This window comes from Bradyrhizobium sp. 33ap4, from assembly GCF_032654765.1.
In the GTDB taxonomy this organism is placed as follows: domain Bacteria; phylum Pseudomonadota; class Alphaproteobacteria; order Rhizobiales; family Xanthobacteraceae; genus Bradyrhizobium; species Bradyrhizobium australafricanum.
Map to the genome: position 1 here is coordinate 1 of NZ_JAUMTJ010000088.1, position 21,844 is coordinate 21,844.

Consider the following 21,844-nt stretch of genomic DNA (forward strand, 5'->3'; position numbering starts at 1 on the left):
TCGTGCCGCCAGAGAACTTGCCGATCCTAAGCTGGCTCGGTATCAAACCGTCAAAATCACTGTGACGAGCCACTAGGTCTGTTCCTGTTATTGCTGCTTTGTCTTATTGCTGCTTGGTCCTGGGGGAGCCTGACGTGCTGGAGTTGGAGAAGCGGTCGCCGCTTGCGTTCCCGATTACGCTGAAGGACGGGCGAACGCTCGCGACGGTCGGCGACGCCGCGGACTACCTGTCCGCGCTAAACCTGGATCAGCGCGAGCGCGGCTACTGGAAGACGGCGATCATGATGTTCAACAACGCCATGCGCGAGCCGAGCTATCTGAAGATCGCAACCATGAACCTCCGGTCCGCGCTCGTGTATGACCGCCTGGTCGATGACGTTGGCCCGTGATTGTGGTGCCGCGGCTACAGCCGAATCGGCGGTGGTTGCGTAAGGCGCTGTTCGTTATGGCCGCAAACAAGGTAACGGCGGTACACGCGACGGCGGGTGCGCAATGCGCTTCAGCCGCACTCTCGGGCCGCCTTGGAGGGCCAATGGAACACCAAGGCGGCTCATTTTCTTTTCAAAGCAGTTTCGCGCGGACGAACAGCATCCGCAACGCGTTGGTCGCTTGCACCGTCAGCATGGCGTTACCGGCCGCTCTCTCGAGTGCAACCAATGCCTCGTCATGCAGCGAGCGGAACTCCATCCATTCGACGGCGCTGAGATTGCTGATGAAGCTATAGGCCTGGCCGACGGTCGCGAGCGTCACCGTCTCGCCGTTCAGCCGCACCTTGAACGTCGCCTTCAGCGGCGTGTCGGATTTGGATACGTCACCCATGGCGGGGTTGTGCGCCGCGCCGCGTTAATGTCAATCTAATTTCTCTCCGTCCGCCTCGGCGCGCCGGCCCCAATGAATCGCAATGTCTGTTAGCGTTTCGTGGGGGTGATTCGTGACTGATCTTGCCAACACAGCCTATCTCGATGCGCTCAATGCCGAGCAGCGCCGCGCTGTCGAGCACGGGGTCGGCAAGGATTGCATCGTCGGCGCGCCGCTGTTGGTGATCGCGGGCGCGGGGTCCGGCAAGACCAACACCCTCGCCCATCGCGTCGCGCATCTGATCGTCGCTGGCGCCGATCCGCGCCGCATCCTGTTGATGACCTTTTCGCGGCGCGCCGCCGCCGAGATGGCCGGCCGCGTCGAGCGCATTGCGCGCCGCGTGCTCGGCGATCGCGCCTCGGTCATGACCGACGCGCTGAGTTGGGCCGGCACGTTCCACGGCATCGGCGCGCGGCTGCTGCGCGAATTCGCCGAGCGTATCGGCCTCGACCCGGCCTTCACGATCCATGACCGCGAGGATTCCGCCGACCTGATCAATCTGGTCCGCCACGATCTCGGGCTCTCCCGCACCGAAAGCCGGTTCCCCACCAAGGGCACCTGCGTTGCGATCTATTCGCGCTGCGTGAACGCGGAGATGCCGATCGAGGCCGTGCTCGGCCAGTTCTTCCCGTGGTGCTCCGGTTGGGCCAGTGAATTGAAACAGCTGTTCGGGGCCTATGTCGAAGCCAAGCAGCGGCAGAACGTGCTCGATTACGACGACCTCCTGCTCTACTGGGCGCAGATGGTGACGGACAGCGCGCTGGCCGAGGAGATCGGCGGCCGTTTCGACCATGTGATGGTCGACGAATATCAGGACACCAACCGCCTGCAGTCCTCCATCCTGCTCGCGCTCAAGCCCGCGGGCCGCGGGCTCACCGTGGTCGGCGACGACGCACAGTCGATCTATTCGTTCCGCGCCGCCACCGTGCGCAACATCCTTGACTTCCCGGCCCAGTTCAGCCCGGCCGCCGAGATCGTCACGCTCGATCGCAACTATCGCTCGACGCAGCCGATCCTGTCGGCGGCCAATGGCGTGATCTCGCTCGCCAAGGAGCGCTTCACCAAGAACCTGTGGACCGACCGGACCTCGACCCGTAAGCCGCTGCTCGTCACGATCCGCGACGAGGCCGATCAGGCCCGTTACATCGTCGAGCAGGTGCTGGCCAATCGTGAGGAAGGCACCCTGTTGAAGCACCAGGCGGTGCTGTTCCGCACCTCCTCGCACAGCGGACCGCTGGAGGTCGAACTGACCCGCCGCAACATTCCGTTCGTGAAATTCGGCGGCCTCAAATTCCTCGACGCCGCGCATGTCAAGGACATGCTGGCGCTGCTGCGCTTCGCCGCCAATCCACGCGACCGGGTTGCAGGTTTCCGCATCCTGCATCTGTTGCCCGGCGTCGGACCGGCCTCGGCGCAGCGGGTGCTCGACCGCATGACCGAGGCCGCCGATCCGATTGCTGCGCTCGTCGCGCTGCCCGCTCCGCCCCGCGCCGGTGCGGACTGGCGGCTGTTCGTGGAGGCCATCGAGAACCTTCGCTACTCGGAATGGCCCGTCGATATCGAACGCGCCCGCCTCTGGTACGAACCGCATCTCGATCGCATCCACGAGGACAGCGAGGTACGCCGCGCCGATCTCATTCAGCTCGAGCAGATCGCCGCCGGCTACCCGTCACGCGAACGTTTTCTCACCGAGCTTACGCTCGATCCACCCGATGCGACCAGCGACCAGGCTGGCGTGCCGTTGCTCGATGAGGATTATCTGATCCTGTCGACGGTCCATTCCGCCAAGGGCCAGGAATGGACATCCGTCTATGTGCTCAATGTCGTCGACGGCTGCATGCCCTCCGACCTCGGCGCCGGCACGTCGGCCGAACTCGAGGAGGAGCGCCGCCTGCTCTACGTCGCGATGACCCGCGCCAAGGACGATCTGCATCTGCTGGTGCCGCAGCGCTTCTTCGTTCACGGCCAGGCCGCCAAGGGCGACCGCCACATGTATGCCTCGCGCACCCGCTTCATCCCGGAACGACTGCTGCCGATGTTCGAGCGGACCACCTGGCCGCGCGCCGCGGCCGCGCAGGCCTCCGCGGCCAACCGCGCGCCGCCGATCGACATCGGCGCCCGGATGCGCGGCATGTGGCGCTGACGCCGGTTCGAAGATTTTCATACGGGCTGGAACCAAGCCGCCGACCTTGCGTTGAGGCGGCGTTCGTAATCGGCAAACGACCATCCCCGACGGCTTCGGCGCGCAGTTGCACGCTGGAGCCGTCTTTTTTGCGCCGCGTCAATTCACGCGAAAGCCAATTCACGCAGGAAATAATGTGACGGGCTGGTCGAAGCCCTTCAGGGTGTAATCGGCACCGGCTGCCGTGATCATGTCGCGGGTTCGATCCCGCACGGCCGTCGTCACAAGGATCTCGCCTGACCTGGCGGCCGCCTGCGCGCGCGCCGCGCGATTGACCACCGTGCCGACTGCCGTCAGGTCGCGGTGGGCTTGGCCGAACTCACCGAAATTGGTGTCACCGCTGTCCATTCCGATTCCGATGCCGATCTCGATGTCGCCGGCGCCGATCGCCCGCACCAGCGCATCGTGCCTGTCGCGAAAACTGCGCTGGATCTGGCGCGCCGCGAGCAAGGCCTGCACGGCATGATCGTCGCGCCGCACCGGAAAATTGAAGATCGCGAACACGGCGTCGCCGTTGGTCTTGTTGATGATGCCGTCATAGCGCCAGATCGCGGCGGCACAGTCGTCGTAGAACGCGTCGAGCAGCGAGGTCAGCCCGTCCTGCGCGATGGTCTGCGTCAGTGTGGTGTAGCCGCGCAGATCGGCGAACAGGATGGTGGCGTCGATGGTCACGGCGCGCGCCTTCATGATCTTCGAGAAGGCCATCTCGCAGAGCGTGCATGTGTTCGGGTTCATGCGGCTCGGCCGGACGCCGAACAGACGCAACGGCGCCGCCAATGGACCGCGCAACGGGATCGGCATATGCAGGTTTTGCCAGCAGCCAAGGCAGATCGTTGCAGGTTCCGGAGTCATCGGCGGATCACCTGCTGTTCCAGCAACGAAACCCGACCGCCTTGGCACGCAGGTTCATGGGCGTCCCCAATCGAGATAGCCGCGCTCAGGCGGTTGCCACGAAACTCACTCCAATTCGCGACTTCTTACTCCAGATCACCTGGCACTCGTAGACGACCGAGGCGTCGCGGGCCATCACCAGGCGGAATCGGTGCGGGACGAAGGCCGGATTCTCGACCTCGATGGCCGCCCCTTCCGGCGAGATGTTCACGATCGTGCAATGCATGACCGAACCGCCCGACGAGACATAGCCGGGTTCATTGACCTCGGTTCGCGGATGCTTACGCTTTTCGTCCACCCGGCCTCCCCAAATGTTCTTCACGCAAACGTGGGCGATCGGCATTGCAGGAGTCAACGGCTCCGGCGGCTCGCATCGGGCTTTCGCACCACCATTTGTGCGCAGCAGTACGCCGAACCGCTTATCGCGACAATGCAGATGAGCCCCGCGTCGGCGCGGGCTTGTCGTTCGCGCTGGCGCGAGGATAGCCTCTCCTATGGGCGATGCGCTGGCGCGACGCACGCTCCGGGGAATAATGAACAGGCGCCATGGGGAGACGCGCCATGTTCGAGATTCTCGATCGCCGGACGACTCTGACCGGCAACCAGATCAAGATCCTTGCGGCGGCCATCATCGGCGATGCGCTGGAATTCTTCGACTACTTCCTGATCGGCTTCGTGCTCGCGTTCCTGATCGGACCGTGGAAGCTCACCTTCGGCCAGTCGGCCACCGTGCTGATGAGTTCCGGCATCGGCGCCATCCTCGGCGCCTACCTCTGGGGCTGGCTCGCCGACCGGGTCGGTCGACGTATCGTCTTCATCGGCACGGTGCTGAACTTCTCGATCGCGACCGGCCTGCTCTATTTCACACCCGATAACGGCTGGGTCTATCTGGCGATCCTGCGCTTCTTCGTCGGAACCGGCGTCGGCGGTCTTTATTGTGTCGACCTGCCGCTGGTGCAGGAGTTCATGCCCTCGCACAAGCGCGGCTGGGTCGGCGGCCTCGTCACCTGCGTGATCCCGCTCGGCGTCGGCCTCGGCGCGGTGCTCGGAGCCTTCATGGGAACCGATCAGTGGCGGCTGTTGTTTGCGATTGGCGTGCTGCCGTCGGTCCTGGTGCTGCTGGTTCGGATCTGGGTTCCGGAGTCGCCGCGCTGGCTGTGCCGGCAAGGACGCTATGACGAAGCCCGCAAGTCGCTCGCCTGGGCGCTGCAGGTGCCGCCGTCGGAGCTGCCGCTGCCGAGCGCGGCCGACGCCGGTCCGATCGTCACGACGAGCTGGTTCGATCTGTTCAAATATCCGCGCAGCCTGATCGTCTCCTGGCTCGGCAATGCAGGCGCGCAAACCGGCGTCTACGGCATCACGCTATGGGCGCCCGCACTGTTCGTGCTGCTGCTGAAGGTGACGCCGCAGGAAGCCGCCAAGATGATGATCCTGCTCAGCATCACCGGCTTCCTCGGCCGCATCTCGTTCTCCTGGTTCTCGGAGCTGCTCGGACGGCGTGTTGCCGGCGGCCTGCTCGGCTTCGGCGCCGGCGCGCTGACGATCATTGCCGGCTACCACTACGACGCGACTTTGTTCGGCATGTCGGCGTTCTGGCTGCTGCTGGCCGCCGCCTTCTTCTTCGCCGACGGCGGCTTTGCGATCGTCGGTCCCTACGCGGCTGAGGTCTGGCCGTCGCATCTGCGCACCACGGGGATGGGGTCGGCCTATGGCTTCGGCGGCATTGGCAAGATCATCGGGCCGGTCGGGCTTGCGCTGATCGTCGGTTCGAACAACTACCTCAAGCCCGATGTGCCACTGACCCAGATCCCGACCGCCTTTGTCTATCTCGGCTGCTGGTTCCTGATGGCGGGGGCCGTCTATTTGTTCTTCGGGCTCGAGACCCGGGGCAAATCGATCGAGCAGATCGACAAGGAGCTCAACGCGACGGCCGATGTCGCGGCCTCCGCAACGATCCGGCGCGCCTGAGGGAGGCGAACATGAATGTGACTGCTGCGGACCTTATCGGTGATCGCGACGTGATCGCCCGCGCCGAGGCGATCAGGGACGCGGTGGCGGCCGCCTCCAACGATATTGAAACGACGCGCCGCCTGCCGCCCGACCTGCTCGACCGGCTGCATGAGGCGCGGCTGTTCCGCTTGCTGCTGCCGCGTTCAAGCAACGGGATCGAGACCGATCCCGTCACCTTCTTCCATGCCATCGAGACCATCGCCAAGGCGGATGCCTCGACGGCGTGGTGCCTGAGCCAGGCCGGCGGCTGCGCGATGTCGGCGGCCTATCTCGACCTGCCGGTCGCGCAGGAAGTGTTTGCCGACCCGCGTGCCGTGCTGGCCTGGGGCCCCGGCCCGAAGGTCAAGGCGATCGAGTGCGAGGGCGGCTACCGCGTCACCGGGGTCTGGTCGTTTGCCTCGGGCGGGCGGCACGCCACCTGGCTCGGCGCGCACTGCCCGGTCTATGCCGCGGACGGCTCGCCGCGCCGGGATGCCAATGGCGAGCAGGTCGAGCGCACCATGCTGGTGCGGACCGAAGACGTCGCATGGACCGACATCTGGAACACGGTCGGATTGCGCGGTACCGCCAGCGACCAGTTCGCGCTCGACGATTTCTTCGTCCGCGCGGACCATTCGATCACCCGCGAATTCGACCGCGAGTGTCGCGAGGATGGCCCGCTGTACCGGATGAGCAACCATACTTGCTACCAGATCGGCTTCGCCGGGGTCGCCTGCGGCATTGCCCGCAGCGCGCTCGACAATTTCGTCGACGTCGCCCGCAACAAGGTGCCGCGCGGCATGAAGAAGACACTGCGGGACAATGCGGTGGTGCAGTCCGGCCTCGCCCAAGCCGAGGTCAATCTGCGCGCCGCCCGCGCCTTCCTGCTGCAGTCGATGGCCGACATCTGGAAGGATCTGGTTGCCGGCCACAGCATCACGGTGGCACAGCGCATGACGATCCGGATGGCGGCCACCCATGCCATCCACAAGGCGCGGGAGGCCGTCGATTTCGCCTACAACACCGCCGGCGCCACCGCGATCTTCGACGGCCATCCGCTGGAGCGGCGCTTCCGCGACATCCACACCGTGACCCAGCAATTGCAGGGCCGCTTCAGTCATTTCGAGACCGTCGGCGCCTGGATGCTGGGCGTCGATGCCGACCTCAGCTTCGTTTAACCCGATTTCTCAAGGAGAAGAACCATGCCATTGGGTGGACTACAGCATTACACCATCGAGCCGCAGGATCTGGAGAAGACCAGGGAGTTCTATTGCGATGTGCTCGGGCTTGAGAACGGCGAACGGCCGCCGCTCGATTTCCCCGGCTACTGGCTCTATTCCGGCGGTCAGGCCACCGTCCATCTGATGGGCACCCGCAAGCCCCGCGACGGCATCGTGGTGCGCGGCACCGAGAAGAAATATGAGGACACCGGCCGCCTCGACCATATCGCCTTTGCCGCCAGCGACGTCGAAGCCGTGCGCAAGCGCCTCCAGTCGAAGAACGTCACCTTCCGTGAGCAGATCGTGCCGCGCACCGGCGACACCCAGATATTCCTCTACGATCCGGACGGCGTCGGTGTGGAGCTGAACTTCCCGAAGAGCTAAGCGCCGGCGTTTTGCGGATCGCTGATTGCCGGGCAGAGCCGTCCGAAGGACATCGTCGCTTTGCCGCGCCGATGTCCCGGTCATTGACGGCTCAATCCGCGCTGGCCTCGGGCGCTGTGGATGGTTCCCGACAAGGCCCTGACTCGGCCATCACTCGGGCGTGATCCGGTCCGTTTTTCTTCAACATTGAATGACGAATTAACCGGGCCGCGCCGCTGCGGCAGAATAGCCGGGTGCTGCGCCTTTAACCTACCCCAGGGCTTGGTGGCCCGGCTATTCGTCCCCACTTGGCCGGCGAGATTTCCTCAGTCGAGCCCGCGTTCGTGGCTCAGGCGGACCATTTCGTTGATGAAGATTTGTTTCTGCTTGTCGTCGAGGCTGGCAAACAGCGGCTCGGCGGCGTCGGCGACGCCGCGCTGATCGACCGCCCGGTCATTGAGGAACTGGGCCTCGTTGCGCATCTGCTCGATGATGTCATCCGGCGGATCGCGCTGCGCCCGCGCGATGCGCAGGTTGAGTCGGTCGGCGCCGTTGTGGCCGAGATAGTGCATCGCACTGTTGAAGCCGGCCCAATTCTTCTCCTGCTCCGGCGTCAGGTTGAGCTCCTTCTTGATCCGTTCGATGTTGGCGTCGCTGTTGGCGACGATCTGTTCGGCCGTCAGCTGCGGCGCGCCGGCCTGGGTCAGCACGGTCGGCGCTTGCTTCGCGCCCTTGTCCTTGGCGGCGGCCTTGGCCGACTTGGGGGCCTTGGCGCCGGCCGCCGCGCCCTGTGCGTTCTTGCCGCTGCCGGCATTGGGGTTGTTGCCATTGTTGCCGGTCAACACCCCGGTCACGCCGGTCACCACCCCGACAACGCCGCCGATGGCTCCGCCGAGAACGCCGCCGACCGGCCCGGCAGCCTTGTTGCCCTCGCGCGCCCCCTTTTCGACGCCCTGCACGATCTGCGCATCGACCATATGAGGCACTGCGAGCAACGTGACGGTGGCGGCCCCAACCGCGGCGCACAATCTCCATTGTGCGCGCAGCTTCGCTACCGGGATGAGCATGATCGGGTCTCCGTGATCGGTGGTGGATTGCGGAATTGATGCGGGAGTAGGTTCGACAAATCCGGACTTTAGCGTTTCCGGCTTCAGCAAGTCTATCGGCCGCGCCGGGCATCAACATGGCGGAACAGAGTTCGCTGAGGCTTGACCGGAAAGCTGCGGCTCAACCGCGCACCGTCTGCGACCTTGTCTGCGTCGCCGCCCGCGTGCGTCGCAGCATGATCGCAAGACGCACGGCAAACCGCCGGCAACTGCGGTGATGCGAACGGTACTGCCTGCTATTTGACCACAACGTTAGTTCTAGTTGGCATCAGCATCTCGTTTCTCGACAGATGCCGGCAATTCTGTTCTGATCGGTTTCAACGCAATCCCGCGACGTCGCGCAAACGCGACGCACAAAAAAGAACAACGGGATTCAAAAAGTCTTTTGTCCGTCGGCTACCAGGGAGGGAATGCCATGTCACGGAAGAAGCTCTCGCGCCGAGAATTCGTCGCAGCGACAGCGCTGTCATCGGCCGCGCTGATTACAGCCCCCTACGTGCGTGGCGCCTACGCAGCCGGAAAGCTCTCGATGGGCTTCTGGGATCACTGGGTGCCCGGCGCGAACAGTGCGTCCACCGAGCTGGTCAATGAATGGGCTGCCAAGGAGAAGGTCGAGGTCCAGATCGACTACATCACCAGCCAGGGCAACAAGAACATCGTCACCATCGCCGCCGAGGCGCAGGCGAAATCCGGTCACGATATTTTCCAGATGCCGACATGGTGGCCGCAGGCCAACGCCGAGTTGCTCGAGCCGGTCAACGACATCATGGATCCGCTCCTCAAGCTGAACGGCGATGTCAACGGCACGGTGAAATATCTCGGCCAGGCCGGCGGCAAATGGCTCGGCGTTCCCGCCAGCGTCGGCAGCCAGATCAAGGGTCCCTGCTCACGCATCGACCTGATGAAGAAACACGCCAACATCGACGTGCAGGAGATGTATCCGGTCGGAAGCGAGCCGAAAGCCGATAACTGGACCCTCGATACGTTCCTCAAGGCGGCTGAAGCCTGCCACAAGGCCGGATTCCCGTTCGGTATCGGCCTCGGCGAAACCAGCGACAGCGTCGACACCGCCGGCGCGATCTTCCAGTCGTTCGGCGCGCAGCTGGTCGATGCCAAGGGCAATCTCACCGTCAAGACCGACGCGGTGCGCCAGGCCCTCGACTACTACAAGAAGCTGCTCGCCTTCCTGCCGCCCGATGTGTCGGCATGGGACGACGCGTCCAACAACAAGTGGCTGGTCGCCGGCAAGGGCGCGATGATCCTGAATCCGCCGAGCGCGTGGGCGGTCGCCAAGCGCGATGCTCCGCAAGTCGCGGAGCAGTGCTGGACGCACGGGTTCCCGGCCGGGCCGAAGGGACGCTTCGCGCCCTATCTGCCGTTCTTCTGGTCGATCTGGTCGTTCTCGAAGAACAAGGAGGCGGCCAAGAGCCTGCTGACGCACCTGTCGCAACCTGCATCGATCGAGAAAATGGTGGTCGCCAGCGGTGGCTATGACCTGCCGGCCTACGAAAAGCTCACGACCTTGAAGGTCTGGGCGGAGCAAACGCCGCCAAAGGGGACGCTCTACCACTATCCGAACCCCTACAAGCACCAGACGCTGTCGATTGCGGCCTCGCCCGCGCCGCCCAAGATCGCGCAGCAGATCTACTTCCAGGCCACGCTGACCAAGATGTGCCTGCGGTACTACCAGGGTGAAAGCATGGAAAAGACGCTCGCCTGGGCCGAGGGCGAGTGCGAAGGCTTCATGCGAAGCTGACGACAAGCGAGGTCTCGCGCGACCGCCCGTGATGTTGGCCGCGCGAGATCCCGTCTTCACATCCCAGCCGCCGAATCGGCGTGCTGTGCAACCAACCCGCGCGAGGGACCTGCGTTATGGTTGATGTCGCATTCCAATCCAACCGCGCAGCCGCTGCCCAGACGGGACGAAGGCGCGCCGGCCTGCGCAACGCGCTGCGGCGCAAGTCGATGGCCGCGTTCCTGATGACATTGCCGCTGATCCTCCTGATCGCGATCCTGGTGCTCTACCCGGCCCTCTACTCCTTGCACCTCGCAACGCTGAACAAGGCGATGACGAAGTTCGTCGGGTTCGGCAATTTCGAATTCCTGTTCAAGCGCGACACCTTCTGGCTGGTGGTCAAGCAATCCTGCATTTTCGCGATCTCGGCGGTGATCTTCAAAGCCCTGATCGGCTTCATCGTCGCGCATTTCGTGCACAACGTACCCGCCAACAAGCAGCGCAAGTGGCGCGGCATGCTGCTGGTGCCATGGGTGATCCCGCCGGCGATGAGCACGCTGGCGTGGCTCTGGCTGTTCGACCCCTCCTACAGCGCCTTCAACTACACGCTTTCCTTCTTCGGCATCGGGCCGATCCCGTGGACCGGCGATGCGATGTGGGCGCGCTTCTCGGTGATCCTGGTCAACGTCTGGTACGGCGCGCCATTCTTCATGATCATGTATCTGGCGGCGTTGAAATCGGTACCCGACCAGCTTTATGAGGCGGCCGCTATCGACGGCGCCAATTGGTGGCAGCGCATCTGGTACGTGACCCTGCCGATGATGCGCAACATCATCGCGATCACGACGCTGTTCTCGCTGATCGTGACCTTCGCCAATTTCGACATCGTGCGCATCCTGACCGCGGGCGGGCCGCTCGACCATACCCATATCTTCGCCACCTGGGCGTTCCGCGTCGGCATCGAGGGCAGTGATGTGCCGCTCGGCGCCAGCGTTTCGCTGTTCATGGTGCCGATCCTCGCGGTCGCGGCGATCTTCATCCTGCGCGACATCACCAAACGCGGGAACGAAGCCTGATGAGCTCGCTGACGATCGACAAGTCCGGACCGACCCGCAAGGTCAAGTACGGCAGCATGAGCCGCGACCGCGCCTGGGCGCTACGCTGGTCCTATTTCTTCCTGGTGCTGTTTGCGATCTTCTCGCTGACGCCGCCGATCTACATGCTGATCACCTCGCTGAAGAGCAGCGCCGAGATCTCGGCCGCGACCAATCCGTGGTGGGTCTATCATCCGACACTCAGCAACTACATCGAGCTGCTGACCTCGAACCAGTTCCTGCGCTTCTTCTGGAACTCGGCCTGGGTCTCGATCATCGTGGTCACCATCACGATGCTTATCAGCGTGCCGGCGGCCTTTGCGCTGGCGCGGATGAAATTCTGGGGTTCGGCGACGCTCGCGACCGGCGTGTTCCTCACCTATCTCATTCCGGACAGCCTGCTGTTCATTCCGCTGTTCAAGATGTTCGCCGTGTTCGGCGACTGGACCGGCATCCAGCTGGTCAATCGCTGGTACGTGCTGCTGTTCATCTACCCGACGCTGACGGTGCCGTTCTGCACCTGGATCATGATCGGCTATTTCGCCTCGATCCCGAAGGAGCTCGACGAGGCGGCGATCATCGACGGCGCGAGCTGGTTCCAGACGCTGACCCGGATCTTCATCCCGGTCGCGCTGCCCGGCCTGATCGCGGCCACGATCTTCGCCTTCACCGTCTCCTGGGCTCAGTTCCTCTATCCGCTGGTGTTCACGACATCGACCGATCAGCTGGTGCTGCCGGTCGGCATCATCACGACCCTGATCAAGGGTGACGTCTTCAACTGGGGACAGATCATGACCGGCGCCCTGCTCGGCGCCGCGCCGCCGCTGATCATCTATGCCTTCCTGATGGACTACTACATTGCCGGCCTGACCGCCGGTGCGACAAAGGGTTGAACTTATGGCTGATGTCAGTTTGCGGAAGGTTGTGAAGCGTTACGATGAGGTCGAGGCGGTGCGCGGCATCGACCTTGATATCGCCGACCATGAGTTCGTGGTGCTGGTCGGGCCGAGCGGCTGCGGCAAGTCGACGACGCTGCGGATGATCGCCGGCCTCGAGGACATTTCCGACGGCGACATCATGATCGGCGGCGACGTCGTCAACGACGTGCCGCCGAAGGACCGCGACATCGCGATGGTGTTCCAGAACTATGCGCTCTATCCGCATATGACCGTTGCCGAGAACATGTCGTTCGGCCTGCGGCTGAAGCACTATCCCAAGGCCGAGATCAAGAGCCGGGTCACCGAGGCAGCCCGCATGCTCGACATCACCGACCTGATCGACCGCAAGCCGAAGCAGCTCTCCGGCGGCCAGCGCCAGCGCGTCGCGATGGGGCGGGCGATCGTGCGCAATCCGAAGGTGTTCCTGTTTGACGAGCCGCTGTCCAACCTCGACGCCAAGCTGCGCGTGCAGATGCGGATCGAGATCAAGAAGGTGCACCAGAAGGTCCGCACCACGACGGTCTACGTCACCCACGACCAGGTCGAGGCGATGACGCTTGCCGACCGCGTCGTGGTGATGAATCACGGCAGGATCGAGCAGATCGGCACGCCCAACGAGCTCTACCACAAGCCGGCGACCCGGTTCGTCGCAAGCTTCATCGGCTCGCCCGCGATGAATTTCGTGCCCTGTCGGCTCGAGGACACCGGCGGCAAGCTCAACGTGCGGCTGACCGATCGCCTCGCTTTCACGCTGCCGCCGGCACGCGCCGCCCGCTACCAGGCTCTCTCCCGCACCGACAAGCTGTTGCTGGGCATCCGGCCCGAGCACGTCATGGAGGCGCGGCCGCATGCCGAACCGGGCATCGAGCCGTTCGACGCGATGCTCGACGTTACCGAGCCGATGGGGATGGAGACCCTGGTCTATTTCACGCTCGAGGGCACCCAGGTCTGCGGCCGGGTCAATCCCAATGCCGGTGCGCAGGATGGCAGCCCGCTCCGATTGGCTGTGGACCTCAACAATATGCATTTGCTAAACGAGGTGACCGGCGTCGTCCTTTGACGGCGCACAAGAAACCTCAAAGGCAGGAAATGGCCACCAACAAGAAGAAGATTTTCGTCACCCAGACTTTGTCACCGGGGGCACGGGCGCTCCTCAACGAGCGGGATGACGTAGAACTCATCGAATTTCCCAACCTGATCTCCGCCAAGGACTTTCAGACCATGCTCGAGCAGCATGCGCCGGTCCATGGCGTGGCGCTCGGCGCAACCCGCTTCGGCGAGGCGGAGCTGGAGGCGTCCAAGGGCATGATGGTGGTGACCCGGATCGGTGTCGGCTATGACGCCGTCGACGTTCCGGCGCTGTCGCGCCGCAAGGTGCCGCTGATGGTCGCAGGCACGGCGAACTCGCCGTCGGTCGCCGAACAAGCTGTGTTCATGATGCTGACGCTGGCCAAGCGCGCGCAGGAAATGCACACGATGGTCAAGGACGGCACCTGGGCGAGCCGGCTCGGCGTGCTGCCGTTCGATCTCTACGGCAAGACCGTCCTGATCGTTGGCTTCGGCCGCATCGGCACCCGCACCGCCAAGCGCTGCCTCGCCATGGAAATGAACGTGCTGGTCTACGATCCCTACAAGCCCGCCAGCGAGATCACGGCTGCCGGCTGCGAGGCCGTGTCGAACCTCGAAGCGGCGCTGCCGCGGGCGGACTTCGTCACGATCCATTGCCCGAAGAATCCCGAAACCGTCGGGCTGTTCAACGCCGCGCGGATCAGGCTGATGAAGCCGACCGCCTATCTCATCAACACCGCACGCGGCGGCATCGTCGACGAGACGGCGCTGCACGACGCGCTGGTGTCGGGCAAGCTCGCCGGCGCTGGCCTCGACGTGTTCGAGGTCGAGCCGCCGCCGGTCGGCCAGCCCCTGCACGCTTTGCCCAACGTGATCATGGCGCCGCATGTGGCCGGCGTCACGGTCGAGGCCGTCGATCGCATGAGCGAGCAGACCGCACGCAATATTCTGAGCGTGCTGGATGGCAATCCGCTGCGCCAGAACGTGATCAACCAGGACGTCCTCGGCTGAGCTTTCAGCCTTCCTCGTTTGCGCCGCGGCCGATCCGAAAGGATCGGCCCGGCGATGCGGAGTACCCACATGACCTTCAAGGAATTCGGCAACTACGATGCGGTCGGTCTCGCCGAGCTCGTCCGCAACAAGGACGTGACGCCGAAGGAGTTGCTCGACGAGGCGATCGCGCGCACCGCCGCCGTCGATCCCAAGATCAACGCTGTGGTCGTCAAGCATTACGACTATGCCGAGCGCCAGATCGCCAAGGGGCTGCCTGACGGTCCCTTCACCGGCGTGCCGTTCCTGCTGAAGGACCTCGATCTGCTCGAGGGCACACGCACCACGTCGGGCGCCAGCCTGCTGAAGGACTTCGTCGCCGATCACAACGGCACCCTGGCCCAGCGTTTCCTCGATGCCGGGCTTGCAATCTTCGGCAAGAGCTCGAGCCCGGAATTCGGGCTGATGCCGACGACGGAATCCCGTCTGTTCGGCCCGACCCGCAATCCCTGGAATCTCGACCATTCCTCCGGCGGCTCGTCCGGCGGCGCTGGGGCTGCGGTCGCGGCCCGCATCCTGCCCGTCGCGCATGCCAGCGACGGCGGCGGGTCGATCCGGATCCCCGCCTCCGCCTCCGGCGTGTTCGGCATGAAGCCGACGCGTGCCCGCAACCCCTGCGGGCCCGATCGCGGCGAAGGCTGGGGCGGCTTCTCCGTCGGCCATGTGCTGAGCATCAGCGTCCGCGACAGCGCGGTGATGATGGATGCGATCCACGGTCCGGAGCCGTCGAGCCTCTATGTCGCGCCGCCGCCGGAGCGACCGTTCTCGCAGGAAGTCGGCCGCGATCCCGGCCATTTGCGCATCAGCTTCACCGACAAGTCGCCCTATGGCGATGCCATCGATCCAGAGATCGCCGCGGCGGTCCGCGACGTAGCCAAGCTGCTGGCGGGCCTCGGCCATCATGTCGAGGAGCGCGCGCCGCCGCTCGCGGCCGATCCCGCCGCAGTCATGACGACCATCGTCGGAGGCAACACAGCGCTGACCATCCGTCTGCTCGAGCAGCGCGTCGGGCGCACCCTGACGTCGCACGATGTCGAGCGGCTCACGCTCGCCAGCGCCCAGAATGCGACCAAGATGAACCCGGCCGACTACGTGGCCGCGCAGCTTGCAGCGTTCCAGATCTCGCGCGCGCTTGCGACCTTTTTCGAAGGTTGCGACATCTTCCTCAGCCCGACGCTGTGCGCGCCGCCGCTCCGCCTCGGCGAGCTGAACACGATGTCCGAGGACCTCGGCCACATCGCGCCGGTGCTGCGCCGCTACATGCCGGGCACCTCGATGTTCAACATGTCCGGACAGCCGGCGATGTCGGTGCCGCTGGCTTGGAACAAGGCCGGTCTGCCACTCGGCATGATGTTCGCGGCCAAGCTCGGCGAGGAAGGACTGCTGTTCCGCCTGGCCGGCCAGCTCGAACAGGTCCGCCCCTGGAAGGACCGGCGTCCGCCGGTTTGCGCGTAGGCCCCACCGAAGCGCCCGGGCTGACAAAGGCCAGTCAGATCAGGTAGATAGGAATGGCGTCGGCGCGATTCCGCCAACGCCGAGCCTGGGAGACCGAACCGTGAGTGACCCGACCGACAATGCGCTCGCCGCAATCGCGAGCATCCTCGATCAGACGACGACACCTCCCGAGAAGGCCAAATCGTCCGACAAGACGGCGGATAAGGAAGCCGAGCCCGCCAAGGAGCCTCCGGTCTCCATCGCGATGCCGCCGCCCCTTCCGTCGTCAGTCGAAGTCGTATCAGTCGAGACCGTGTCCATCACGACCGTGTCCGTCGAGGCCGCGCCCGCCGAGTCGTCGGCGGGCGAGCCGCCGCCGGTCGAGGCGTCCGAACCGGTCGAACAGCCCGAGGCAAGTAAAGCTGAAGCAAGTGAACCGGAGCCAACCGAACCGGAGCCGAGCCAGCCGGAAGCGGAGCCGGAGTCGATCCAGCCGCCGCCCCAACCGATCGAGGCCAACGGCTATTCCAAGTCCGGCCCAGGACCAATGGCCGCGCTGCGCTTCCGCTGGACGGTGCGCCAGGACGGCGCCCAATATTATGTCGACGAGACCGTCGGCGAGGCATCGACCCCGCTCGTCAACGGCCCGATGGAGCGGGACGCCGCGATCAAATTCGTCGACGATCGCGAGGCCCAAGCGCGGCGGCGCTTCGAGCATTTCAAGCACGAGATGCTCAGCCGCACTGCAAGCGTCGTTCAGGCGAGCAAGGACAGCAACGAGGCCTGAGACGCGATACGTGCCCTTCGGGCATCGCAATCAAATGCGGATGGAGAAGACCTCGATGTTTCGCGCGCTGGCCGGCCTCGCTCTCGCTTTGCTCCTGTCCGCCGCGCACGCGCAGCAGGCGCCGTCCCGGCTCGATGAGATCGTCAAGCGCGGCATCCTGCGCGTCGGCATGACCGGCGACTATTTGCCCTTCACCTATCTCGACAAGGAGACCAAGGCCTTCCGCGGCTTCGATGTCGACATGGCGCAGTCGCTCGGCAAGGCGCTCGGCGTCAAGGTCGAGTTCGTGCCGACATCGTGGCCGCGGATGACCAAGGATTTCGAGGCCGACGATTTCGACATCGCGATGGGCGGCGTCTCCATCACCTTCGATCGGCAGAAGAAGGGTCTGTTCTCGACGCCGATCATGCGCGAAGGCAAGACGCCGATCGCGCGCTGCGCCGACAAGGGCAAGTTTGAGACGATCGCCGAGATCGACAAACCCGGCACCCGAGTCATCGTCAATCCCGGCGGCACCAACGAGCGCTTCGCGCGCGCCCACGTGAAAACCGCCGAGATCCGCGCCTTCAACGACAACACCAAGATCTTCGACGAGATCGCCAAGGGCGACGCCGACCTGATGATGACCGATGCGTCCGAGACGCGCTATCAGCAGAAGCTGCATCCCGGCGTGCTGTGCGCCGTGCATCCCGACAAGCCGTTCGACTTCGCGGAAAAGGCCTACTGGATGCAGCGCGACGTCGCCTTGAAGGCGTTCGTCGACCAATGGCTTCACATCGCGCGCGAAGATGGCAGCTACGCGAGGATCTACGCCGCGTGGTTCGAATAGCCCGCGCCGCGCGCATAATTTGAAGCGCACGGCCTGAAACCAGACCGTAATCCAGCGATTTGAACCTAGACCGCGAGGATACGACTCATGTTCTGACCGTGATCTGGGACACGTTCAACGGGGTGGTCACCGGATAGCCTTGCGAGCGAGGCTCCCTGCACCGGAGGTCGAGATGAGAAAGCTTCTGGCGATCGCCACGCTCGTGCTGGCAAGCACGGCCGCAGCGCAGGCGCAGTACACATTCGATTACGGCGGCCGCACTATTCGCATCGATCCCGATCGCGGCACGGTTTCGATCCCCGGCGTCTACGACAATACTCCCCGCCGCACCAAACGCGCCAAAAGCGAGGACACCGAGCAGAAGCGCAAGGCTCCGAAGGAAGCCAACACGGACGCCAAGTCGGACACTAAGACGGACGCTAAGACGAATTCCCAGGCCGCGCCGCCCAGCGCGCCAGCAGCGACTGCTCCGCCTGCCGTCGATCAGGCCGCCGTCCCGCCGGCGCCTGCCGCAACGGCAGAGCCGCCCAGCACGGGCGTTGCAGCCACGCCGCCTTCAGCTACAGCCGCGACCACACCGCCGCCGCCCGCGGCGCCAGCCGTCCAGCAAACTGCGCCGGCTGCAAATCCCACCACCGCTCCAACGGTCGGCGCCGCCTCGCCGAGCGCTCCGGTGCCCAAGCCGCTCGCCAATCCCGTGCAAGCAGCGAACTCGCCGCTCGGCGTCTGGCTCACCGAAGAGAAGGAAGGCAAAATCCGCATCGAGCAATGCGGCGCCAATCTCTGCGGCTACGCCGTCGACAAGAAATCGAACGCCAACGGCGAACAGGTGCTGGTCAACATGAAGCCGGGCAAGGACAAGTGGAGCGGCCGCATCTTCGATCCGAACAGCGGCAGCACCTACGATTCCACCATCGCGGTGAAGAGCCCGGACACGCTGCACGTCCAGGGCTGTGCCTTCGGCGGCATGTTCTGCGGCGGCCAGACCTGGACGCGCGTGAATTGATTGCCTGCAAATCGTAGCCCGGATGGAGCGAAGCGTAATCCGGGATTTTCACCATGGGAGAGACCGCCCCGGATTGCGCTTCGCTCCATCCGGGCTACGGTCTCATAAAATCAAAAGCCCCGCCTGACGAGCGGGGCTTTCATCTTTCGAGCTGCTACGGCTGCTCAGCCGACCTTGCCGTTGTATTCCTCGTCGGTGACGTGCTCCATCCAGGTCGAATAGACGCCATCGAGCGCCTCCTGCATGGCGATATGGGTCATGCTGTTGTCCGGCGAGGCCCCATGCCAGTGCTTCTCGTTCGGCGGAATCCAGACGACGTCGCCAGGGCGGATCTCCCTGATCGGGCCGCCCTTGGCCTGCACGCGCCCGATGCCGGAGATCACATACAGCGTCTGTCCGAGCGGATGGGTGTGCCAGGCGGTGCGTGCGCCGGGCTCGAACGACACGCGCGAGGCGTTCAGCCGCGCCGGCGCCGGCGCCATGTTGATCGGGTCCTGCAACACCGTGCCGGTAAAATTCTCCTTCGGCGCGCGGCGGGTCGGCCGCGAGCCGGAAACGTGGATGTCCATGGGGTTACCTCCCTTTCTTGACGTTATTTCTTGGTCGCGGCGTAGCGCGCCTTGGTCTCGGCATTCATCGGATACAGGCCGGGCAGCTGGGCGCCATTGTTCACCTCGTTGACGATCCACGCTTCCATCCGTTCCTGCTCCGGCCCCTCGGCCAGCACGTGATCGAGGAACGCCTGCGGGATCAGCACCGCGCCATCCTGGTCGGCCACCACCACGTCGTTCGGGAATACGGCAACGCCGCCGCAGCCGATCGGTTCGCCCCAGCCGACGAAGGTCAGACCTGCAACCGACGGCGGAGCCGCGTAGCCGTCGCACCACACCGGTAGGCCGGTGCCGAGCACGCCCTCGACGTCGCGCACCACGCCGTCGGTGATCAGCGCCGTCACCCCGCGCTTGGCCATGCGGGCGCAGAGGATGTCGCCGAAAATGCCGGCATCGGTGATGCCCATGGCATCGACCACGGCAATGCAGCCCGCCGGCATCGCCTCGATCGCGGTGCGGGTCGAGATCGGCGACGACCAGGATTCCGGCGTCGCCAGATCCTCACGGGCGGGCACGAAGCGCAGCGTGAAGGCCGGTCCGACCAGCCGCTTCTGCTCCGGCTTCAAGGGCTTGGTGCCGCGCATCCAGATGTTGCGCAGGCCCTTCTTGAGCAGGACGGTGGTGATGGTGGCGGTGGACACGTGCGACAGCGTCGCGATCGCTTCGGCGGACAGTGACATCTGGAAAGCTTGCTCCGATGGGAGGAAAAGACCGGCGCATGTTGCCGGGCAAAGGCCTTGCGTCAAGGGCTGCGCGAAAAAGCTGCGATCATCCAAATTTATCGCCGGCATGCCGATTAATTTATTGAAGTTGCTGCATCATTTTGCACGAAGCGAATTCCGTTTTGTCTCGAAACACGCTAGCTTGATGGCTGACGACAGCGCTTGACCCAATGGCCGAACCCTTAAGTCCTCCCCGCCTTTTGCCGAGTGGCGACAGCGCCATTACGGTGGAATTCAGCCGCACCATCGATGACGCCGCCAACCGGCGGGTGCTGGCGCTCGACCGCGTGATATCCGCCGAGCCGATCGCCGGCATCACCGAGACCGTGCCGACCTACCGGTCGCTGCTGGTGCATTACGACCCCGTGCAGATCGGCTTCGACGCGCTCGGCGCGCAACTGCTGGCTCGCGCCGCCAAGGCGCCGCCGACCGAGACCGGAACGCGGCGCTGGCGCATCCCGGTGACCTATGGCGGCGAGCACGGCATCGATCTCGAGGACGTCGCGAAGGCGCTCAAAACCACGCCCGACCAGATCGTGGCGCGCCATGTCGCCGGCGACTATCGCGTCGCCATGATCGGCTTCACGCCGGGCTGGTCCTATCTCAGCGGACTGGAGAAGTTCCTGCACATGCCCCGGCGCAAAGATCCGCGGCTCCTGACCCCGGCCGGCACCATTTCGATCGGCGGCATCCAGACCGGCGTGCAGTGCCTGGCCGGCCCGAGCGGCTGGCACCTGCTCGGCCGCACCCCGGTGCGAACCTACCAGTTGCATCGCGATCCGACCTTCCTGCTGGAGCCGGGCGACGCCATCACCTTCACCGCGATCGACGCCAAGACCTTTGCCGAACAGGACCGCGCCGCCGAGGCCGGCGAGTTCGTCGCCGAACTGGTGACGCCATGAGCAAGCTCGTCGTCAGCTCGATCGGCCCGGCGAGCTCGGTGCAGGACGCTGGTCGTCCGGGCTCGCAGCGCTACGGTCTCGTGCCGAGCGGCGCGATGGACCGGCTTTCGCTGGCGGCCGCCAACACGCTGGTCGGCAACGACCTGTTCGCCGCCGCGGTCGAGATCGGCCCGTTCGGCGCCAGCTTCACCGCGCGCGGGGGCGCGGTGCGCGTCGCCCTCGCCGGCGCGTCGCGCAATGCCGATATCGGCGGCCGGCCGGTCGCGTTCGACAGCTCGGCGACGCTCGCCGAAGGTGAGACGCTCAATCTCGGCTTCGCCCGCGGCGGCTCGTTCAGCTATCTCGCGATCGAGCACGGCATCGAAGGCGAGCCGATGTTCGGCAGCCTCGCCGTCAACGCCCGCGCCGGGCTCGGCAGCCCCTACCCGCGGCCGCTGCAAAGCGGCGACGAGTTGACGACGCAGGCCGCAAGCGGCGCGCCCGAACGCCGCATCGAATTGCCGGCCGCGACCGATGCGCCGATCCGCATCCTGTTCGGCCCGCAGGACGACGAGTTCGCCGAGGACCACAAGGAGCTGTTGGTCGACAGCGAGTGGAAGATCTCGGCGACCAGCGACCGCATGGGCTATCGCCTCGAAGGTCCCGCCATCAAGCATCTCGACGGCCACAACATCGTCTCCGACGGCACCGTGAACGGCAGCATCCAGGTGCCCGGCAACGGGCAGCCGATCGTGCTGATGCCGGACCGCGGCACCAGCGGCGGCTATCCGAAGATCGCAACCGTGATCACGGCCGATTTCGGTCGCTTCGCGCAGATCTCGGCCGGCCGGCCGTTCCGCTTCAAGGCGGTGACGATGGCTGAAGCGCAGGCCGAGGCGATCAAGTTCCACGAGCTGCTGCGTTCCCTGCCCGACCGCCTCCGCGGCATTGAGGATTTTGGTCTCAACATCGAAGCGCTGCGGGATGCGAATGTCGCGGGTCAGGCCGTCAACGCCGTCGATGTGTCGACCTGGCAAGTTGCGCTACCCTGAATCTGTACAACAACAGACGGATCGATCG

22 protein-coding genes are annotated in these 21,844 nt (G+C 64.8%); 16 read left to right on the forward strand and 6 right to left on the reverse strand.

The genetic code is table 11. From position 1 onward, the window contains the following. Positions 1-134: 134 nt before the first annotated feature. Positions 135-389 (forward strand): hypothetical protein, encoded by a 255-nt coding sequence (locus Q2M23_RS39895; protein ID WP_028332017.1) that lies wholly within the window; start codon positions 135-137, stop codon positions 387-389. A gap of 172 nt (positions 390-561) precedes the next feature. Here the strand turns inward: Q2M23_RS39895 and Q2M23_RS39900 are convergent, their stop codons facing one another. Further along, positions 562-819, reverse strand: a complete 258-nt coding sequence (locus Q2M23_RS39900) for a hypothetical protein (RefSeq protein WP_057018676.1) — start codon at positions 817-819, stop codon at positions 562-564. A 112-nt stretch (positions 820-931) separates the two neighbouring features. Here Q2M23_RS39900 and Q2M23_RS39905 point away from each other — a divergent pair, with 112 nt between their 5' ends. After that, positions 932-3,001 carry an ATP-dependent helicase gene (locus Q2M23_RS39905; protein WP_316398989.1) on the forward strand — a complete coding sequence of 690 codons (2,070 nt, stop codon included), beginning with the start codon at positions 932-934 and terminating at the stop codon, positions 2,999-3,001. A gap of 159 nt (positions 3,002-3,160) precedes the next feature. Here the strand turns inward: Q2M23_RS39905 and Q2M23_RS39910 are convergent, their stop codons facing one another. Together Q2M23_RS39910 and Q2M23_RS39915 are read right to left on the reverse strand one after the other, a co-directional pair. Next, positions 3,161-3,892 carry an adenylate/guanylate cyclase domain-containing protein gene (locus Q2M23_RS39910; protein WP_141342396.1) on the reverse strand — a complete coding sequence of 244 codons (732 nt, stop codon included), beginning with the start codon at positions 3,890-3,892 and terminating at the stop codon, positions 3,161-3,163. Between the two features lie 85 nt (positions 3,893-3,977). Then, positions 3,978-4,274 (reverse strand): PilZ domain-containing protein, encoded by a 297-nt coding sequence (locus tag Q2M23_RS39915; protein ID WP_256527878.1) that lies wholly within the window; start codon positions 4,272-4,274, stop codon positions 3,978-3,980. A gap of 218 nt (positions 4,275-4,492) precedes the next feature. Here Q2M23_RS39915 and Q2M23_RS39920 point away from each other — a divergent pair, with 218 nt between their 5' ends. Genes Q2M23_RS39920 through Q2M23_RS39930 form a run of 3 tightly spaced genes read left to right on the forward strand, consistent with a single transcriptional unit; the run spans position 4,493 to position 7,524 of the window. Continuing rightward, a complete protein-coding gene (locus tag Q2M23_RS39920; protein ID WP_316398990.1) occupies positions 4,493-5,899 on the forward strand; it encodes an MFS transporter in 1,407 nt (468 codons plus the stop codon). A gap of 11 nt (positions 5,900-5,910) precedes the next feature. Beyond that, on the forward strand, positions 5,911-7,098 hold the full coding sequence (locus Q2M23_RS39925) for an acyl-CoA dehydrogenase family protein (RefSeq protein WP_141342397.1): 1,188 nt from the start codon (positions 5,911-5,913) through the stop codon (positions 7,096-7,098). A 24-nt stretch (positions 7,099-7,122) separates the two neighbouring features. Next, the gene (locus Q2M23_RS39930) at positions 7,123-7,524 is read left to right on the forward strand and encodes a VOC family protein (protein ID WP_038376637.1); all 402 of its coding nucleotides are present in this window, start codon (positions 7,123-7,125) and stop codon (positions 7,522-7,524) included. Positions 7,525-7,829: 305 nt separating this feature from the next. Here Q2M23_RS39930 and Q2M23_RS39935 read toward each other — a convergent pair whose 3' ends face one another. Continuing rightward, entirely contained in the window at positions 7,830-8,570 is a 741-nt protein-coding gene (locus Q2M23_RS39935; RefSeq protein ID WP_076828866.1) for a Spy/CpxP family protein refolding chaperone, read from the reverse strand. 454 nt (positions 8,571-9,024) lie between these two features. On the opposite strand from Q2M23_RS39935, the gene Q2M23_RS39940 reads away from it, so the two are divergent. The 9 genes from Q2M23_RS39940 to Q2M23_RS39980 all read left to right on the forward strand — a co-directional run bounded on the left by Q2M23_RS39940 (position 9,025) and on the right by Q2M23_RS39980 (position 18,550). Continuing rightward, on the forward strand, positions 9,025-10,365 hold the full coding sequence (locus Q2M23_RS39940; RefSeq protein ID WP_316398991.1) for an ABC transporter substrate-binding protein: 1,341 nt from the start codon (positions 9,025-9,027) through the stop codon (positions 10,363-10,365). Between the two features lie 116 nt (positions 10,366-10,481). Further along, a complete protein-coding gene (locus Q2M23_RS39945; protein WP_016847560.1) occupies positions 10,482-11,420 on the forward strand; it encodes a carbohydrate ABC transporter permease in 939 nt (312 codons plus the stop codon). Continuing rightward, complete coding sequence (locus Q2M23_RS39950; RefSeq protein ID WP_016847559.1) at positions 11,420-12,331, forward strand: carbohydrate ABC transporter permease; 912 nt, start codon at positions 11,420-11,422, stop codon at positions 12,329-12,331. The genes Q2M23_RS39945 and Q2M23_RS39950 overlap by 1 nt, the downstream gene beginning before the upstream one ends. A 4-nt stretch (positions 12,332-12,335) precedes the next feature. Beyond that, entirely contained in the window at positions 12,336-13,436 is a 1,101-nt protein-coding gene (locus Q2M23_RS39955) for a sn-glycerol-3-phosphate ABC transporter ATP-binding protein UgpC (protein WP_316398992.1), read from the forward strand. A 29-nt stretch (positions 13,437-13,465) separates the two neighbouring features. Then, positions 13,466-14,455 carry a hydroxyacid dehydrogenase gene (locus tag Q2M23_RS39960; RefSeq protein ID WP_316398993.1) on the forward strand — a complete coding sequence of 330 codons (990 nt, stop codon included), beginning with the start codon at positions 13,466-13,468 and terminating at the stop codon, positions 14,453-14,455. A gap of 69 nt (positions 14,456-14,524) precedes the next feature. Then, entirely contained in the window at positions 14,525-15,949 is a 1,425-nt protein-coding gene (locus Q2M23_RS39965; RefSeq protein WP_316398994.1) for an amidase, read from the forward strand. 100 nt (positions 15,950-16,049) lie between these two features. After that, positions 16,050-16,715, forward strand: coding sequence for a hypothetical protein (locus Q2M23_RS39970; RefSeq protein ID WP_057018687.1), 666 nt, complete (start codon positions 16,050-16,052; stop codon positions 16,713-16,715). 55 nt (positions 16,716-16,770) lie between these two features. Beyond that, the gene (locus Q2M23_RS39975; protein ID WP_316398995.1) at positions 16,771-17,544 is read left to right on the forward strand and encodes a transporter substrate-binding domain-containing protein; all 774 of its coding nucleotides are present in this window, start codon (positions 16,771-16,773) and stop codon (positions 17,542-17,544) included. 172 nt (positions 17,545-17,716) lie between these two features. Next, positions 17,717-18,550 carry a DUF2147 domain-containing protein gene (locus tag Q2M23_RS39980; RefSeq protein WP_316398996.1) on the forward strand — a complete coding sequence of 278 codons (834 nt, stop codon included), beginning with the start codon at positions 17,717-17,719 and terminating at the stop codon, positions 18,548-18,550. 164 nt (positions 18,551-18,714) lie between these two features. On the opposite strand, the gene Q2M23_RS39985 is transcribed toward Q2M23_RS39980, so the two are convergent. Both Q2M23_RS39985 and Q2M23_RS39990 read right to left on the reverse strand, forming a co-directional pair. Next, on the reverse strand, positions 18,715-19,119 hold the full coding sequence (locus Q2M23_RS39985; protein WP_016847553.1) for a cupin domain-containing protein: 405 nt from the start codon (positions 19,117-19,119) through the stop codon (positions 18,715-18,717). 23 nt (positions 19,120-19,142) lie between these two features. Further along, positions 19,143-19,841 carry a ribonuclease activity regulator RraA gene (locus Q2M23_RS39990; protein ID WP_057018690.1) on the reverse strand — a complete coding sequence of 233 codons (699 nt, stop codon included), beginning with the start codon at positions 19,839-19,841 and terminating at the stop codon, positions 19,143-19,145. A 212-nt stretch (positions 19,842-20,053) separates the two neighbouring features. Between Q2M23_RS39990 and pxpB the strand changes: the two genes are divergently transcribed. Further along, positions 20,054-20,785, forward strand: a complete 732-nt coding sequence (gene pxpB, locus Q2M23_RS39995) for a 5-oxoprolinase subunit PxpB (RefSeq protein ID WP_168856368.1) — start codon at positions 20,054-20,056, stop codon at positions 20,783-20,785. Continuing rightward, positions 20,782-21,816 (forward strand): biotin-dependent carboxyltransferase family protein, encoded by a 1,035-nt coding sequence (locus Q2M23_RS40000; RefSeq protein WP_316398997.1) that lies wholly within the window; start codon positions 20,782-20,784, stop codon positions 21,814-21,816. Before pxpB ends, Q2M23_RS40000 begins: the two co-directional genes overlap by 4 nt. The last annotated feature ends 28 nt before the right edge of the window (positions 21,817-21,844 follow it).